Below are 14,916 nucleotides of genomic sequence, written 5' to 3' on the forward strand. Positions count from 1 at the left end.
TTGAATATTCCATAATTCGCCTCCTTGTTGGACGCGACATCTATATTAACACATAGGGCTCTCTTGCTGTCCACTTTCTTTTCTTAAACAGGCGCAGGATTTCCGCAACAGTAACGTCACACCTGTGAACCCGGTATTTCGATACCCCGAAACAATCTGTTTCACAACCTCTGAACCAAACAAAATAAAAGATGTCCTCAATGAAATCATGGGCAACCCCTCTTGCCACAGGCACCTTCATCATTCTTGCCGTCACCGGCATCCTGATGTTCTTTAAAATCGAGACCGGATTTATCGGCCCGGTGCATGAATGGCTGAGCTGGGCGCTGATTGCAGGCGTCCTGCTGCATATCGCCGCAAACTGGAAGTCATTTACCGGCTACCTCTCCCGAAAACCCGCGCTTGCCATTATCGGCACAGGGCTCCTTGTCACCCTGATCTCGGTCTTCACTCCTGTTGAAAAAGAGTCAAACCCCCGGATGAATATCATCAGGGCCGTTGAATCGTCAAGCCTCGAAACGGTTGCCGGAGTTGCCGCCGAAAAGAGCGAAACCATCATTGCCAAACTTGAAAGCAAGGGCATCACCGTTGTCAAACCATCCATGACCATCCGGGAAATTGCAGCAAAAAACAGCAGGGAGGAGAAGGATATACTCGGCATTATCTTCGAACAGCCAAAAAAATAAAAATTTCAGGGGCATCCCGACGCCGTCGGGATACCCCTGAATTCCCAAATAAAGGACCAGAAGGACTTCAAGGACAGCAACGACAAAAAGAAAACTCAGCACCACTTCTCCTGTCCACTCACATCCTCTTTCTTCTTCTTCCCTCAGCACTCAGCACTTCTGCTCCTGTCCAGTAACGTCCACTGAAGTCCACTTTTCTCCTCTTCAGTTAAGCTGCCAGATCGTAAAGTTCAGATACGAGGCAAAGCTTACCCATAGGAGATAGGGAATCAAGAGATTGCCCGCCAAAGGCGAAATCGCCCGGAATTTCACGATAGTAAGCACGATCGCAAGCCAGAGCAGCACAATATCCACCAGAGCAAAGAGCGGAGAGTGCAGTCCGAAAAAGAGCGCTGACCATGCAAGATTCAAAAGAAGCTGAACACCGAACACCGCAAGAGCCCCCTTCACCAGTTTATTTTTATCCCACTCTGTCACAACAAGGTAGAGGGCAATGCCCATGAGCAGAAAGAATAGAGTCCATGCCGGGGGGAAAAGCCAGTCGGGCGGATTCCACCACGGCTTATTGAGCAGCTGATAGTACCACTCCGAGCCCGGCTCTGGCGTAAAGGTTCCTCCGGCAAATGCAAACAGAAAACAGAATGCAATGCTGAGTGCAAGTTTTGGGACGTTGAGTTTCATGATTTTGGGTATTATGGATATAAATCAACGTAAAGCAATAATTTAATGAACAAACGAACTCTGCCGATAATTCCCGCATGTCAGTCATAGAACATATAGGTCTTATAAGTCCTATGACGCTAAAATGCTATATTGAATTCAAATCATGCAAACCATTATCCCCAAACTCCTTCCCTCATGGAACAAATGAGCAGGGAACTGCAGACCGCCGTCAACGCGGCAAGGGCTGCAGGGGCCATCACGCTTGAAAAACTCGGAGAACTCACCGAGAGCGAAATCCACGCAAAAGAGTCCAGGGATTTTGTAACTGAAGTCGACAAGCGGTGTGAAGCTGCAATTACAGCAATAATCATGGCGGATTTTCCCGAAGACAGCCTTCTCTCGGAAGAGGGGACAATCAGGAACGGGAGTTCGGGACGCACCTGGATTGTCGATCCGCTTGACGGCACCCTTAATTTTATTCACTCCTTCCCGGTATTTTCAGTCAGCATCGCGTTGAAAAACGAGCAAAATGATCTCCTTGCCGGAGTAGTCTTTCAGCCACTTCTTGAGGAGCTCTTTACGGCTGAACGGGGAAAAGGAGCATACCTGAACGGCAGACGCATCTCTGTTTCAAACCGCACCGACAGCAACAGCTTTCTCATAGCAACCGGTCTTCCCTTCAAGGAGTACCACTATCTGGAGGCCTATTTCGGCATGCTCAAGGAGGTCATTGAAAATTCAGCAGGGGTTCGGCGGGCCGGGTCAGCGGCAATTGATCTGGCCTACACCGCCTGCGGTCGCTTTGACGGCTTCTGGGAGTTCAGGCTTTTTCCGTGGGATTTTGCCGCCGGAGCACTGCTGGTCCGTGAAGCCGGGGGAAGCGTAACCGGCTTTGGCGGAGAGAGCGATCTCTTCGGGCAGCAGAGCATCATCGCCGGCAACGCTGTGACTCATCCACTCCTGCTCGATCAGGCAAAGAGGCACTTTCCCGCATGATGGCCCGCCGTGATTTGAACAGGAATACGATCTTTATTATCTTGTACGCTTTATCGGTTACCCCTTACTCCTGTAATCGGCAGAAGGCTATAGTATAGCCAATAATTCCACTTCATTTCCTGTACGGCAGACTCGTCAGGAGCAACAAGAACACTATGCTCATTCATCAGCGCACACTGCAAAAAGAGGTCTCTCTCTGGGGTACCGGACTACACACCGGCAAGGAGTGTATGATCACCTTCAAACCGGCCCCGGTCAACTCCGGCTACCGTTTTGTCCGGACCGATATTGAAAACAGTCCCGAAATACCTGCCCTCATCGAGAATGTGGTTGATGTTCTCCGTGGCACAACCATAGGCCTGGACGGTGTAAAGGTTCATACCACTGAACATGTTCTTGGCGCACTTTACGGCCTTCAGATCGATAACTGCCGTATTGAACTGAGCGGGCCCGAGCCTCCGGTAATGGATGGAAGTTCACACCCCTTTGCGGAAGCCCTGCTTGGTGCAGGTTTCCTTGAGCAGGAGGAACCAAAAAACTACCTTGTCATCGATGAGACCATAGAGTACCATGATGCAGAAAACAGTGTGGATATTGTTGCTCTGCCGCTGGACAATTTCAGAATAACGGTCATGGTCGACTACAAAAATCCCGCCCTCGGCTCCCAGCACTCCGGTCTTTTTGATCTTGAGCAGGAGTTCGTAAAAGATTTTTCGGCATCCAGAACATTCTGCTTCCTCAGTGAAGTCGAAGCACTCGCCAATCAGGGTATCATCAAAGGTGGTGATATCGACAATGCAATCGTCATTATTGACAAAACCATGCAGCAGGAGGAGCTGAGTGCTCTTGGCGAAAAACTCGGTATTGAGAGCGCAAACCTCATCCTCGGAAAAAACGGCATTCTCAACAACAGGGAGCTTCGATTTAAAAATGAGCCTGCCCGCCATAAACTGCTCGATCTTCTTGGAGATATCGCCCTGCTCGGTATGCCGCTGAAAGCCCAGGTTCTTGCCGCAAGGCCGGGCCACGCATCAAATGTTGAATTTGTCAAACAGCTGAAAAAATATGCCGATCGCAACAAGCTCGCCCGGCAGTTCCAGCATGAGAAAAAAGCCGGTGTCATTTTTGATATCAATGCCATTCAGAACATCCTTCCGCATCGCTATCCATTCCTGTTGATTGACAAAATCGTCGAGTTCAAACTGGACGAGAAAATTGTCTCCATCAAGAATGTCACCATGAACGAGCCATTCTTCCAGGGCCATTTCCCCGGAAACCCCATCATGCCGGGAGTGCTTATCCTTGAAGCCATGGCCCAGACAGGCGGCATCATGATGCTTAACGGCAATGACAACATCAAGGAGAGTGTGGTCTACTTCATGGGGATCGACAAGGCACGTTTCCGCAAACCGGTGCTTCCCGGCGACACGCTTGTCATTGAAGCAATCATGACCAACAAGCGCAGAAATGTCTGCCAGTTTGACGCTAAAGCCTATGTACGGGGGGAGCTGGTCTGCGAAGCCTCACTCATGGCGACCGTTGTACAGAAGAGTAAATAACCTGCTTTTTTAATGAATAAAGCCCCCTTCTTCTCCCCGGAGGGGGGCTCTCTCTTTCTTTCACGCAATCCCGGTCAAGCGCAACGTAATCGGCTAAAAAAACAGCTGACGGCGCTTGCAAAAACGCATCTCAACATTCCATCCACAAGTTATCAACATTTTTAACGAACAGGCATAAAGTCCGTTAATAACCGCATCCCCATTTATAATAGCTATTTATGAAACTAAACGCCCTTAACATTCACTTTTCAAAAAAAGTTATCAATACCCTGAAGATAATAATGAGAGTACTGTTAAACCGGTAACCCCCGGAGAAATCAGGCACGATAATCGAGACCCTTGTGTATGCGCAGAAACCTCAAACAATAGAGCACGAAAGAGTAGAGAAGCATTACGGTGGAGAGATAGAGGAAAACCTCCTTCAGCGGATAACGGACAAAAATGGGATGAGGCCAGACCATGACAATAAACATCATGGAGACAAATCCAACGGCCCATTTCCCCGGCCAGAGGGATGTGGTAACAACTGAATGGCGTAACCGGACATAGGCTGCACCGATAAAGATCAGAATATCACGAAGGACTGCAAAAATCACAAACCAGAGGGGAAGCTCACCGATCCAGAGAAAATAGATAGCCACACTGGCAAGGCAGAGCTTGTCGGCAAGAGGGTCAAGAATTTTACCCATATCAGAGACCTCATTGGTCCAACGGGCAGCCTGACCGTCAAACCAGTCGCTCAAAACAGCTATAATCATGATAACCATAGCGATATTGACCTGACCGGTATGAAAATAATAGAGAAACCAGGGTATCAGTATTATTCTCAATACGCTGAGAAAATTCGGCAGATTGATGATGTGACCTTCCACAGTATTGAATTTATGGTTCAGCTTGTTCTCTGGATTAAACTGCTCGATTCAGCTCTCCGCGGCAGCCATAGATCACCGGCAACTCCGCTTCAGCCCCTGATAACCAGATCAGGTGATTCGGTAACAAACTTCGACCAGCTGCCGCCTCCGGAACGGGACTTTCGCTGCGGTATTACAAGATCCCTGCTTTCACCCCGGAGCAGATCACACAATGCTATGCCCAGGGCATCGGTAACGTCAAACGGTTCGGGCACCGGATTGAGGCCAAGTAATCTTCCAACCATAAAGGCAACCTGCTCCTTGGTTGCCGAGCCTCTTCCGGTCACTGCGGATTTGACCTCACGCGGTGCATACTCATGAAGCAGAAGATTACGGCTCATGACCAGAGCAATCACCGCACCCCGCACCTGGCCAAGCTTCAGAGCCGACTGCACATTTTTATTCAAAAAAACAGTCTCAAGCACAACCCTGTCAGGAGCAAATGCAGTGATAAGAGCATCAAGTTCACGATAAATCTGACCGATACGCTCTGCATGACTTCTGCTGGCCTGCATCCGGATCACTCCGGATGCAAGAACCCTCAACACTCCTGATTCCTGGCGAATAACGCCATAACCGGTGATCAGGCTTCCGGGATCAATCCCGAGAACAACCATCCGGCCTATCCGTTCAAACTGTTCATGGCACTCTCACTGATCTCCATATTGCTGTAGACTGCCTGGATATCATCATTATTTTCAAGTGCATCAATCAACTTGATCACCTTCTCTGCATCATCGGCTTCAAGCTCGATATAGTTTTCGGGAAGAAGATCAATCTTCGCATTTTCATAAGCGATCGCGGCTTCATCAAGCACTTTTTTAACATCCTCAAGCTGCCTGACATCGGTAATGACGGTATAGTAGTTATCATCATCATCACTGAGATCCTCAAGGCCTGCATCAAGCAGAATTTCCATAAGCTGATCCTCATCGGCGGCGGACTTCAGGACATCAACCGTTCCCTTTCGCTGGAACATCCATGCCACACTGCCGCTTTCGCCCAGAGAGCCGTTATTGCGGCTCATGATATGACGAATATCAGCCACGGTCCGGTTGCGGTTATCCGTTGCCGTTTCAATAATAAGGGCAATCCCTGCCGGACCGTAACCCTCATAGGTGATCTCATCATAGGTCACACCCTCCAGTTCACCTGTCCCCTTCTTGACTGCACGCTGGATATTGTCCATCGGCATGGAGTTGGCCCTTGCCGTATCAATGGCAAGCCTGAGCCGGGGGTTACCGTTTGGATCCCCTCCACCCATTTTTGCTGCTATGGTAATCTCTTTGACCAGCTTGGTAAAGAGGCTTCCTCTTTTCTGATCGGTGGCCGCCTTTTTTCTTTTAATAGTAGCCCATTTGCTATGTCCAGACATAAAAAACTGCTGATTTATAATTGCCGGAAACACCCGTCTATGATAATAGATTTATTTTCTTTAAATAAAATGAAATCCAACGGCATAAGTACCAAGGAATCACTATTTATAACTCCGGAGCATTGTTAAAAAAGTCAGCCGGAATACCGGAACCGGAGGCGATCCCGGCACACCGGTATATCGCGAGAGATAATAGATCGTGATCCATACAAGGTAATCACAAGAACAAATAATGACAAACTTGATCATAGCCTATCAGGGCGAACCCGGCGCCTACAGTGAAATTGCCGCCCTCAGGATTGGAGAGCCGAAACCCTTCGAATCCTTTGAAGAGGTATTTGCTGCCGTCGAAAACCGCGCGGCCGATTTCGCGGTTATCCCCATTGAAAATTCACTCGGAGGCAGCATTCATCAGAACTACGACCTGCTCCTCCAGCACCCTGTCACTATTGCAGCCGAAACCTTTGTCAAGGTGGAGCACTGCCTGCTCGGCATTCACGGTTCAACCATAGCGAATGCAAAAAGGGTACTCTCCCATCCCCAGGCACTCGCACAGTGCCGCAATTTCTTTGCAGCACACAAAGAAGTTAAAGCTGAAGTAGCCTATGACACTGCCGGCAGCGCAAAAATAATTGCCGCTGACAACGACCCCACAAAACTGGCCATTGCATCAAAAAGAGCCGGCGAACTCTACGGACTCCGAATCCTGCAGGAGAACCTGGCAGACGAAGAGTGGAATATTACCCGATTCTTCTGTATTTCGCATGCAGAGAACAGTGTTGCGCTTAAGCTCGAAACCGGAACGGACCCCGCACAATACAAAACATCCATAGCCTTCACCCTGCCGAACGAACCTGGATCACTTTTTAAAGCCATGGCAACCTTTGCCCTGCGAGGTATCGATATGACTAAAATAGAGTCGCGGCCATTTCGGAAAAAAGCGTTTGAGTATCTCTTCTATGTTGACTTTACCGGGCATCAGAGCGACCCGAATATCCATAACGCCCTCTGCCATCTCCGCGAATTCGCAACCATGGTCAAGGTGCTTGGCAGTTACGGGGTGGTTGCATCATGAGCCGCAAACAGCTTGATTTTTTCCATTCCGGCAGTGCGGAAAGAGCGACAGCCCCGCTAAAACCACCGGCTGCTGAAAAACCAAAGCTCATTCTGATCGACGGCATGGCCATGCTCTATCGGGCTTTTTTTGCCCTCCAGCGGGCAGGGATGACCAGTCGTGACGGCAAGCCGACCGGAGCAGTGTATGGATTTACCTCAGCGCTGCTGAAAATCTTTGAAACCTGGAAGCCCGACTACCTGGCGGCAGCATTCGACAGCCGTGAAAAAACCTTCCGTCACCATCTCTACCCGCTCTACAAGGCAAACCGTTCCGCTCCGCCCGAAGATCTCATCAGCCAGCTCGATGCGGTCTTCGAGCTGCTTGCAGCTTTCGATATCCCGCTCATCAAAATCCCCGGATTCGAGGCCGACGATCTTATCGGCACAGCCGCACGGATATTTCAACCGGAATGCGCGGTCTTTATCGTCACGCCGGACAAGGACCTTGCCCAGCTGGTCCAGGACGGAGTAAGCATCCTGAGGCCCGGTAAAAACCAGAATGAGCTTGAACTGCTCGGCCGGAGCGAGATCGCTGAACAGTTCGGGGTTCCTCCCGAGCGATTTACCGACCTGCTGACACTAACCGGAGATACCTCCGACAATATCCCCGGAGCAAAAGGGATCGGGCCGAAAACCGCAGCAACACTGCTCGGCAAATACGACTCCCTGCAGAATATCTACCTCCATCTCGGTGATCTCTCCCCAAAAAACAGACTCACTCTTGAAGAGTTTCAGCCGCAGCTCAACCTGATAAAGCAGCTCGTCACCATTCGCACGGATCTGCAGATCGACCTCACGCTGAAAGAGCTTACCTGCGGATCACCGGACCTCACCTTGCTGTTACCGCTCCTGAAAAAACTGGAGCTTAAAACCGTTATCGGACGGCTTCCAGTCGTCTTTCCGAAGCTCATGGAGCATGCTTCCCTTGAGGCGAGTATGCATGACGGCCCGGACAGTCCCCTCGCTGCAGCAGAGCCGGAACTCCGCTCACCCCGAACCGGCGCCGATTATGGCGTGATCACCACAGTGGAAGGGCTGAAGGCACTCATCAATTCACTTCAGGACGCTCCCCGGATCGCGGTAGATACCGAAACAACCAGCCTCAACACCTTTGAAGCTGAACTTGCCGGCATATCAATCTCCACAGAGGCCCGTAAAGCCCGCTTTATCGCACTTGCAAACAGCTCACTCAATCCTCAGAGTGCCCTTGAGCTCCTCAGACCGCTGCTTGAAAACCCTGAACTGCCGAAAACCGGCCAGAACCTCAAATACGATATTCTTGTTCTGAAGAAATACGGCATTGATCTCACGCCTGTCGGATTCGATACCATGCTGGCCAGCTATGTACTTGACCCGGAGGAGAAGCACAATCTCGATGACCTGGCAGCCCGCCATCTCGGTTACAAAACAACTACCTTTGAGGAGCTCACCGGCACCGGAAAAGCAAAACTGCATATTTTCGATGTGGAACCCGAACAACTCTCCGACTACGCCTGTCAGGATGCCGATCTTGCCCTGCAGCTTGAGGACATCTTCCGCAAAAAACTTGAAGGAGAAAAAGAGCTTCTCTGGCTATGCGAGCATATAGAATTTCCGCTGGTCAGTGTACTTGCCGCCATGGAGCATGCCGGTATCTGTATCGACACGCCCCATCTTGAAAAGACCTCCGAAGCGGTCGGAAAAGAACTTGAACTGCTGACGGAAAAGATATACGCAGCGTCAGGCGCACCATTCAACATCGACTCACCGAAGCAGCTCTCCAATATTCTCTTCAATGTGCTCGGTCTTCCCACAAAAAAGAGCACCAAAACCGGCTTTTCAACAAATGTCGAAGTGCTCGAAGAGCTCGCAGAGCTTCATCCCGTTGTAGCAAGTCTGCTTGAATACCGGACGCTCCAGAAGCTCAAGACCACCTATATTGATGCACTGCCGAAAATAGTCAATCCTTTAACCGGAAGGCTGCATACCTCTTTCAACCAGTTTATCACGGCAACCGGAAGGCTCTCCTCATCAAACCCGAACCTGCAGAACATCCCTATCCGCTCCCCTCTCGGCAAGGAGATCCGCAGGGCTTTTATTCCTTCATCACCGGACAAATGGCTGTTGTCGGCAGACTACTCCCAGATTGAACTTCGAATTGCGGCTGAAATTTCCGGAGACCCGCAGCTCATTGAAGCATTCCGTAACCGTGAAGATATCCATACGGCAACTGCCCGGGTAATTTTCGGCAGTGATGAGATAACTCCCGACATGCGGCGGAAGGCAAAAGAGGTGAACTTCGGTGTCCTCTACGGCATCATGCCGTTCGGCCTTTCAAAGCGGCTCAACATCCCCCGTTCCGAGGCAATCGCTATCATAGATACCTATAAAGCCAAATATCCGGGGCTCTTCCTCGCCCTGCAGGAGATTATCGAAACCGGAAAAAAAGATGGTTACGTTTCGACCCTTCTCGGACGGCGCCGCTATATTGCTGATCTCAACAGCCGCAATTCCAATATTCAGAAAGCGGCGGAACGGGCAGCAATGAATACGCCGATCCAGGGCACAGCGGCCGATATCATCAAGTGTGCCATGAACCTCTGCAGCCAGCGCATGCGTGAACACGCAATGCACTCCGTTATGCTTCTCCAGGTGCATGACGAACTGCTCTTCGAAACCACTGATGAGGAAAAAGAGCCGCTGAGCAACATGATTGAGCAGGCAATGATCGATGCAGCAATAACTTGCGGGTTAAAAAATGTTCCCGTAGAGGTTGATACCGGCATCGGAAAAAACTGGCTGGACGCCCACTAATCATTGACTTATAGGAAAAGTTTTTTTATACTTCCCAATCAATAAAAGGGCACCTGCCCGTCCAAATAATCCGGATATCGAATGTCTTCAGCTTCCCTGTTTTCGGCCCTGAAAGAATACGTCAGAACCCTGAAGAGAGTCGTCATATCCTCCGGGAAGGCGCGCATCTCTTTTGGTTTTCTGCTGCTCCTCTCTTCCTTCTCCTTTCCCTCGGACTCCCTTTTTGCCGAAGCAAAACCTCCGGCGGAAGCAAGAACCACCGAAGGCCTTCTGGCAAGCACCGAACAGATGATTGAACACCTGATCCTTCAGATAGAGCGCCAGAGGGAGAGTGCTCCCGAAACCGTTGAGATCGCAGACAATCCAAATCCGACCTCTTTTTTTTCAAGCGTACCGAATATCAAACCCCTTTCCGGCTCAATTACCAGCAAATTCGGTATCAGGGTACATCCAATCTACAATGTGCCTCTTTTTCACTCCGGCATTGACTTTGCTGCGGCCGAAGGATCAAGGGTGCACTCAACAGGTGACGGTATTGTAGCTTTCTCGGGATATGACCGGGGGTATGGCCAGAAAATCACCATCAATCACGGTTACGGCTATAAAACAATCTATGGCCATCTCTCAAAAGCTCTGGTTCGTCAGGGTCAAAGAGTCAAGCGCGGCGACATCATCGCGCTTTCCGGCAACACCGGAGTTTCAACCGGGCCGCACCTGCACTACGAAGTGCGCAAAAACAATCTCTTAGTAAATCCAACCGCCTATTTCTTTGATGATGCAAATCCTGACAAATTCATCACAACAAAGGACGCTTCAGCCGAAGAGAGTGGTAATAACTCTTAAACCGATTCAATCGACGCAGTATGTATTGGAATTTAGACCTGGCCCGTTATATAGCCGATGCCCCATGGCCTGTAACAAAAGATGAACTGATCAATTACGCCAACAGAACCGGCGCGCCCCAGCAAGTAATTGACAACCTGATTGATCTTCCCGATAGTGACGACATGTATGAAACCATTGATGAGATATGGCCTGACTACCCTACAGATGAGGACTTTCTGTATGGCGATGAAGAACCATTAACATAGAGCCAAAAAGGGAGCCAGTGTTTTTTTTTTAAATAAATCCCGCTCTGCAAGGGCAAAAGTCTTCGCACTTGTTGCCCTTCATCTCCTCTTTGCCTTACCGGTAAATGCTCTTCCCGAACCTTCTGAAACAGTCAGAGAAACGGTAACGCCCTATGTCGGCAACATTCGCTTTTCCGGCAATAAATCGATCAGTGAGGATGAACTCCGCCAGATCATTGCTACCACAGAACACTCATCCTTCCTCGGATTAGGGCTCTTTGGCGGGGCAAAAAAACCATTCAACCCCGAAGAGTTTAACAAGGATATCTCCCTCATAAAAAAGCTCTACACCTACAAAGGCTATTTTTTCAGTGAGGTAAACAGCTCCGTCGATAAAAAAGGAGACGGCCGGAAAGTCAACATCAACATCCGGATCCGTGAAAACGAGCCATCAAGAGTAGACAGCCTCAACTACATTGGTCTTGAGCCAATTTCCGACGAGCTCCGAACGCTCTTTCTCAATCAGAAACGCCTCAAAGTCAACGATATATTTTCCGTTGAACGACTGATTGAAGAACGAAACCGCACCATCTCCTTTTTCAAAGAGTATGGCTATACCTTTTTTCATGAAGACAGTATCCGCATCAAGGTTGATACCGTCGGCACCCATGCCGGCGTCCGGTTCAGGTTCAATCTGCCGCAACGCCTCAAATACGGCAGTGTCAATGTCGTTGTTAACACTACTTCGAGAAACAACGGCACCGCAAAAGTAAATTCATATACAAAAGAGGGGATCAGCACCACCATTATCGGCAAACAGAAAATAGCTCCGGATCTCATTGTTTCAGCCATAGAATTCAGACCGGGCGATACAACCCGCCAGAGTCGTGAACAGAACACCCTGCAGAATTTTGGCCTTACAAACCTCTTTTCCTCTATTTATATCAATCAGGACTCGGTCCGCGCCGGCGAGCTCTTCACCACACTCCATCTGGAAACCGCACCAAAGTACCAGATAGAGCCCAAGCTGCTGGTGGACAACCGGTACGGGGAGCTTTTTTTCGGAGGAGCACTGGCCTTTGAAAACAAAAATATCTTCGGTGGAGCCGAAAAATTCCTTTCAACGGCGGCATACGGCACCCAGTCCGGCAGCAGCACCAGACTGCTTTCAAACCTTGCCGAGGGAGAGTACGAGAAGGTTACACCCAGAGAGTTCAGCCTGAAAAATCGCCTCCTTCTGCCGGTGCTTAAAAAACCGGGAAACTTCTATGCCGTAACGGCCGAATATGCAACCATAACACAACCGATACTGCTCTCAAGCCGGACCGGACTGCTCCGCAGCAGCTACAGCGCCAAACTTGGCCCTTCATCCCGCCTGAATTTCGACTTCTTTGAATTTGAACTGGTACAGAAGGACTCCCTTCGCGGCTTTAAAAAGCTCTTCAAAACCGACCTTGCCCGCAATATCGGCATCGACCCGGCCAATGAGAGCAGAGTCAACGCGGGTATTGACAGCCTGCTCAACACCCATGTCAACCAGAGCTTCCGGCTTCGCTATAACTACTCGAACCGGCTGAACGCGATGCCCGAAAAGACAATCTGGAACCTCGATCTGCTCGTCGAAGAGTCCGGCAGTCTGGCTTGGCTCGTTGACAACTATCTTGACAAAAAACCGTATACAGGCTTTACCGACAGTGACCCCCAGATATTCGGCATAGCCTATTCACAGTATGTCAAGCTGGAATCAGGTATGGGATTTGCCAAAAACCTCTCACCCGGCAGCCAGCTGGCCGGAAGATGGAGTATCGGGTTGATGAGGCCGTACGGCAAGGCTGAAACAACTCCCGAAGAACGGCGCTTTTACGCCGGCGGGCCGAACAGTATGCGCGGCTGGCTGTTCAACACCCTTGGCCCCGGCAGGAGCGCCAGTGAAGCAGCCTCAAATTTCGGGGCGGATATCAAGCTTGAACTCGGTATGGAGTACCGTCTCAAATTCTTCAGGTTCTTCAAGCAGCAATCAGGAGTGACCTTCTTCACCGATGTCGGCAACATCTGGGATCGAACCGGGCCATACGCCCTGACACTGCGCTCGTTGAGAAGAGATTTTGCCTGGGATGCAGGCGCCGGGCTCAGAGTAGGCTCCCCGATCGGTCCCTTCCGTTTTGACTTCGCCTGGAAAATCCATGACCCGGCTGAAGTGCAGCCATGGCGAATAGCTCAATGGCGACTGAAAGACTACACCTTCAATTTTGGAATTGGAGAGGCTTTTTAATTATTTCATTACAAGGATATTTTTTTCACGATCAACAGAAGTTCAACCATGCCTGCACACTCAACACTCCTGGCCCCATCCATTCTCTCGGCAGACTTCACAGATCTCCGTTCATCAATAGCAATCGCTGAAAATGCGGGCGCCGAGTGGATTCACTGCGATATCATGGACGGAAACTTTGTACCGAACATCACCTTCGGGCCATTCATCGTTCAGGCAATCGCATCATGTACCTCCATGATCATCGATACACACCTCATGATTGCCGCACCGGACCGTTACATCGAGGAGTTTGTCAAGGCAGGATCACACCAGATCACCGTCCACCAGGAGGCCTGCCCGCACCTGCACCGCACCATTCAGTTCATCAAAAGTCTCGGAGCAAAAGCGGGAGTCTCGATCAACCCCGGAACACCGGTCTCAACCCTTGAATCAATTCTACCCGACCTTGACCTCGTCCTTTTGATGTCAGTCAATCCCGGTTTCGGCGGCCAGAAGTTTATCCCCTCTTCAATAGGAAAGATCAGAGAGCTGCACAACATGCGCACAAGGCTCAATCCTGAGCTGGTTATAGCTATTGATGGCGGTATTACAGAGGATAATGCTCAGGAGGTTGTTTCAGCAGGAGCCGATGCGCTGATAGCGGGAACCGCGTTCTTCAAGGCCGCAAACCCTGCGGAAACAGCGGCAAAAATCAGGGCCTTGACCAGGTAAGCGAAGAGAGTTCCGGACTGGTATGCAGCCCCTCACCGATCAGCACGGCATCGAAAGATGCCTGCTCGATCAGGGCAATATCGGCGGCGGTTTTCAGACCGCTCTCGGCCACAGCCAGAACTTCGGAGGGAATGTAGGGCCGGAGGCTTACAGAGGTCTGGATATCAACTGAAAAGTCCTTGAGATTGCGGTTGTTCACGCCGATTATCGCTGCTCCGGCTTCAACTGCCTGCTCAAGCTCTTTATGATCGTGAACCTCTACAAGCACATGGAGTCCGATTGAAGCTGCAAGCTGGAGATAGTCCGCAAGCTGGCTGCGGTCAAGCGCGGCAACGATGAGCAGAATGGCATCAGCTCCGATCAGGCGTGACTCAAAAATCTGGGATTCATCAATAATAAAATCCTTTCGCAGAACCGGCAGCGGAAATGAACGGCTGACAAGCTGGAGATAGTCGTTCGAACCCTGAAAAAACCGGCGGTCGGTCAGCACCGAATAGGCTGATGCGCCGAGTTCCAGGTAGCGACCGGCAATCGCCGCAGGATCAAAATCGTGGACAATAAGACCGCGCGAGGGAGAGGCTTTTTTGATTTCAGCAATAAGCCTCACTCCCCCGTCACTCCTTTTGAGGGCGGCGGTAAAATCACGGCACAAAGCAAAAGAGCCCTGCTCCGCCATATAGCGCTGCAGGGGCTTCTCTTTTTTGAGCTCCGCTATCTCCCGTCTCTTCTCCTCTAAAATCCTGGTAAGGTAGGTCATGGCG

General features: G+C 50.3%; 15 protein-coding genes and 1 pseudogene. 10 read left to right on the top strand and 6 right to left on the bottom strand.

Annotated elements, in window-relative coordinates:
- The first annotated feature begins 191 nt into the window (after positions 1-191).
- A complete protein-coding gene (locus tag BOO20_RS04190) occupies positions 192-686 on the top strand; it encodes a DUF4405 domain-containing protein (RefSeq protein WP_076790832.1) in 495 nt (164 codons plus the stop codon).
- A gap of 204 nt (positions 687-890) precedes the next feature.
- On the opposite strand, the gene BOO20_RS04195 is transcribed toward BOO20_RS04190, so the two are convergent.
- A complete protein-coding gene (locus tag BOO20_RS04195) occupies positions 891-1,367 on the bottom strand; it encodes a TspO/MBR family protein (RefSeq protein WP_076790833.1) in 477 nt (158 codons plus the stop codon).
- Positions 1,368-1,544: 177 nt separating this feature from the next.
- Here BOO20_RS04195 and BOO20_RS04200 point away from each other — a divergent pair, with 177 nt between their 5' ends.
- Positions 1,545-2,345: an inositol monophosphatase family protein gene (locus tag BOO20_RS04200; protein WP_076790835.1), complete on the top strand. Its 801-nt coding sequence runs from the start codon at positions 1,545-1,547 to the stop codon at positions 2,343-2,345.
- Positions 2,346-2,500: 155 nt separating this feature from the next.
- Positions 2,501-3,904, top strand: coding sequence for a bifunctional UDP-3-O-[3-hydroxymyristoyl] N-acetylglucosamine deacetylase/3-hydroxyacyl-ACP dehydratase (locus BOO20_RS04205; RefSeq protein ID WP_006365511.1), 1,404 nt, complete (start codon positions 2,501-2,503; stop codon positions 3,902-3,904).
- Between the two features lie 317 nt (positions 3,905-4,221).
- Here the strand turns inward: BOO20_RS04205 and BOO20_RS04210 are convergent, their stop codons facing one another.
- The 3 genes from BOO20_RS04210 to BOO20_RS04220 form a co-directional block, all read right to left on the bottom strand.
- Complete coding sequence (locus BOO20_RS04210) at positions 4,222-4,776, bottom strand: CDP-alcohol phosphatidyltransferase family protein (protein ID WP_006365512.1); 555 nt, start codon at positions 4,774-4,776, stop codon at positions 4,222-4,224.
- Positions 4,777-4,865: 89 nt separating this feature from the next.
- Positions 4,866-5,432, bottom strand: a complete 567-nt coding sequence (gene ruvC, locus BOO20_RS04215; protein ID WP_076790836.1) for a crossover junction endodeoxyribonuclease RuvC — start codon at positions 5,430-5,432, stop codon at positions 4,866-4,868.
- Between the two features lie 5 nt (positions 5,433-5,437).
- Entirely contained in the window at positions 5,438-6,190 is a 753-nt protein-coding gene (locus BOO20_RS04220; RefSeq protein ID WP_006365514.1) for a YebC/PmpR family DNA-binding transcriptional regulator, read from the bottom strand.
- A gap of 232 nt (positions 6,191-6,422) precedes the next feature.
- Here BOO20_RS04220 and pheA point away from each other — a divergent pair, with 232 nt between their 5' ends.
- The 5 genes and pseudogenes from pheA to BOO20_RS13075 form a co-directional block, all read left to right on the top strand.
- Positions 6,423-7,265 carry a prephenate dehydratase gene (pheA, locus tag BOO20_RS04225; RefSeq protein ID WP_076790838.1) on the top strand — a complete coding sequence of 281 codons (843 nt, stop codon included), beginning with the start codon at positions 6,423-6,425 and terminating at the stop codon, positions 7,263-7,265.
- A complete protein-coding gene (gene polA / locus BOO20_RS04230) occupies positions 7,262-10,099 on the top strand; it encodes a DNA polymerase I (protein WP_076790840.1) in 2,838 nt (945 codons plus the stop codon). Before pheA ends, polA begins: the two co-directional genes overlap by 4 nt.
- Before the next feature lie 81 nt (positions 10,100-10,180).
- On the top strand, positions 10,181-10,942 hold the full coding sequence (locus tag BOO20_RS04235) for a M23 family metallopeptidase (protein ID WP_076790841.1): 762 nt from the start codon (positions 10,181-10,183) through the stop codon (positions 10,940-10,942).
- A 20-nt stretch (positions 10,943-10,962) separates the two neighbouring features.
- Complete coding sequence (locus BOO20_RS04240) at positions 10,963-11,190, top strand: DUF2795 domain-containing protein (protein ID WP_006365518.1); 228 nt, start codon at positions 10,963-10,965, stop codon at positions 11,188-11,190.
- A gap of 160 nt (positions 11,191-11,350) precedes the next feature.
- A pseudogene (locus BOO20_RS13075) lies at positions 11,351-11,599 on the top strand (POTRA domain-containing protein); the annotation flags it as partial.
- A 21-nt stretch (positions 11,600-11,620) separates the two neighbouring features.
- Here BOO20_RS13075 and BOO20_RS13080 read toward each other — a convergent pair.
- Positions 11,621-11,839: a hypothetical protein gene (locus BOO20_RS13080; protein WP_232209738.1), complete on the bottom strand. Its 219-nt coding sequence runs from the start codon at positions 11,837-11,839 to the stop codon at positions 11,621-11,623.
- Positions 11,840-12,202: 363 nt separating this feature from the next.
- On the opposite strand from BOO20_RS13080, the gene BOO20_RS13085 reads away from it, so the two are divergent.
- Together BOO20_RS13085 and rpe are read left to right on the top strand one after the other, a co-directional pair.
- Entirely contained in the window at positions 12,203-13,441 is a 1,239-nt protein-coding gene (locus BOO20_RS13085) for a BamA/TamA family outer membrane protein (RefSeq protein WP_233120875.1), read from the top strand.
- Between the two features lie 48 nt (positions 13,442-13,489).
- Positions 13,490-14,155: a ribulose-phosphate 3-epimerase gene (gene rpe / locus BOO20_RS04250; protein ID WP_076790843.1), complete on the top strand. Its 666-nt coding sequence runs from the start codon at positions 13,490-13,492 to the stop codon at positions 14,153-14,155.
- Here the strand turns inward: rpe and trpC are convergent.
- Positions 14,136-14,912, bottom strand: a complete 777-nt coding sequence (trpC, locus tag BOO20_RS04255) for an indole-3-glycerol phosphate synthase TrpC (protein ID WP_076790845.1) — start codon at positions 14,910-14,912, stop codon at positions 14,136-14,138. The genes rpe and trpC overlap by 20 nt on opposite strands.
- Between the last annotated feature and the right edge of the window lie 4 nt (positions 14,913-14,916).

It is taken from the genome of Chlorobium sp. KB01 (genome assembly GCF_001975465.1).
Taxonomy (GTDB): domain Bacteria; phylum Bacteroidota; class Chlorobiia; order Chlorobiales; family Chlorobiaceae; genus Chlorobium.

Excerpts from the sequence above, each read along its gene's own strand:
- ruvC (WP_076790836.1), bottom strand. The coding sequence starts at position 5,432 with ATGGTTGTTCTCGGGATTGATCCCGGAAGCCTGATCACCGGTTATGGC.
- BOO20_RS04200 (WP_076790835.1), top strand. The coding sequence starts at position 1,545 with ATGGAACAAATGAGCAGGGAACTGCAGACCGCCGTCAACGCGGCAAGG.
- BOO20_RS04190 (WP_076790832.1), top strand. The coding sequence starts at position 192 with ATGTCCTCAATGAAATCATGGGCAACCCCTCTTGCCACAGGCACCTTC.
- BOO20_RS13080 (WP_232209738.1), bottom strand. The coding sequence starts at position 11,839 with ATGGGTGCCGACGGTATCAACCTTGATGCGGATACTGTCTTCATGAAA.
- BOO20_RS04235 (WP_076790841.1), top strand. The coding sequence starts at position 10,181 with ATGTCTTCAGCTTCCCTGTTTTCGGCCCTGAAAGAATACGTCAGAACC.
- BOO20_RS04220 (WP_006365514.1), bottom strand. The coding sequence starts at position 6,190 with ATGTCTGGACATAGCAAATGGGCTACTATTAAAAGAAAAAAGGCGGCC.
- BOO20_RS04195 (WP_076790833.1), bottom strand. The coding sequence starts at position 1,367 with ATGAAACTCAACGTCCCAAAACTTGCACTCAGCATTGCATTCTGTTTT.
- pheA (WP_076790838.1), top strand. The coding sequence starts at position 6,423 with ATGACAAACTTGATCATAGCCTATCAGGGCGAACCCGGCGCCTACAGT.
- BOO20_RS04205 (WP_006365511.1), top strand. The coding sequence starts at position 2,501 with ATGCTCATTCATCAGCGCACACTGCAAAAAGAGGTCTCTCTCTGGGGT.
- BOO20_RS04240 (WP_006365518.1), top strand. The coding sequence starts at position 10,963 with ATGTATTGGAATTTAGACCTGGCCCGTTATATAGCCGATGCCCCATGG.
- polA (WP_076790840.1), top strand. The coding sequence starts at position 7,262 with ATGAGCCGCAAACAGCTTGATTTTTTCCATTCCGGCAGTGCGGAAAGA.
- trpC (WP_076790845.1), bottom strand. The coding sequence starts at position 14,912 with ATGACCTACCTTACCAGGATTTTAGAGGAGAAGAGACGGGAGATAGCG.
- rpe (WP_076790843.1), top strand. The coding sequence starts at position 13,490 with ATGCCTGCACACTCAACACTCCTGGCCCCATCCATTCTCTCGGCAGAC.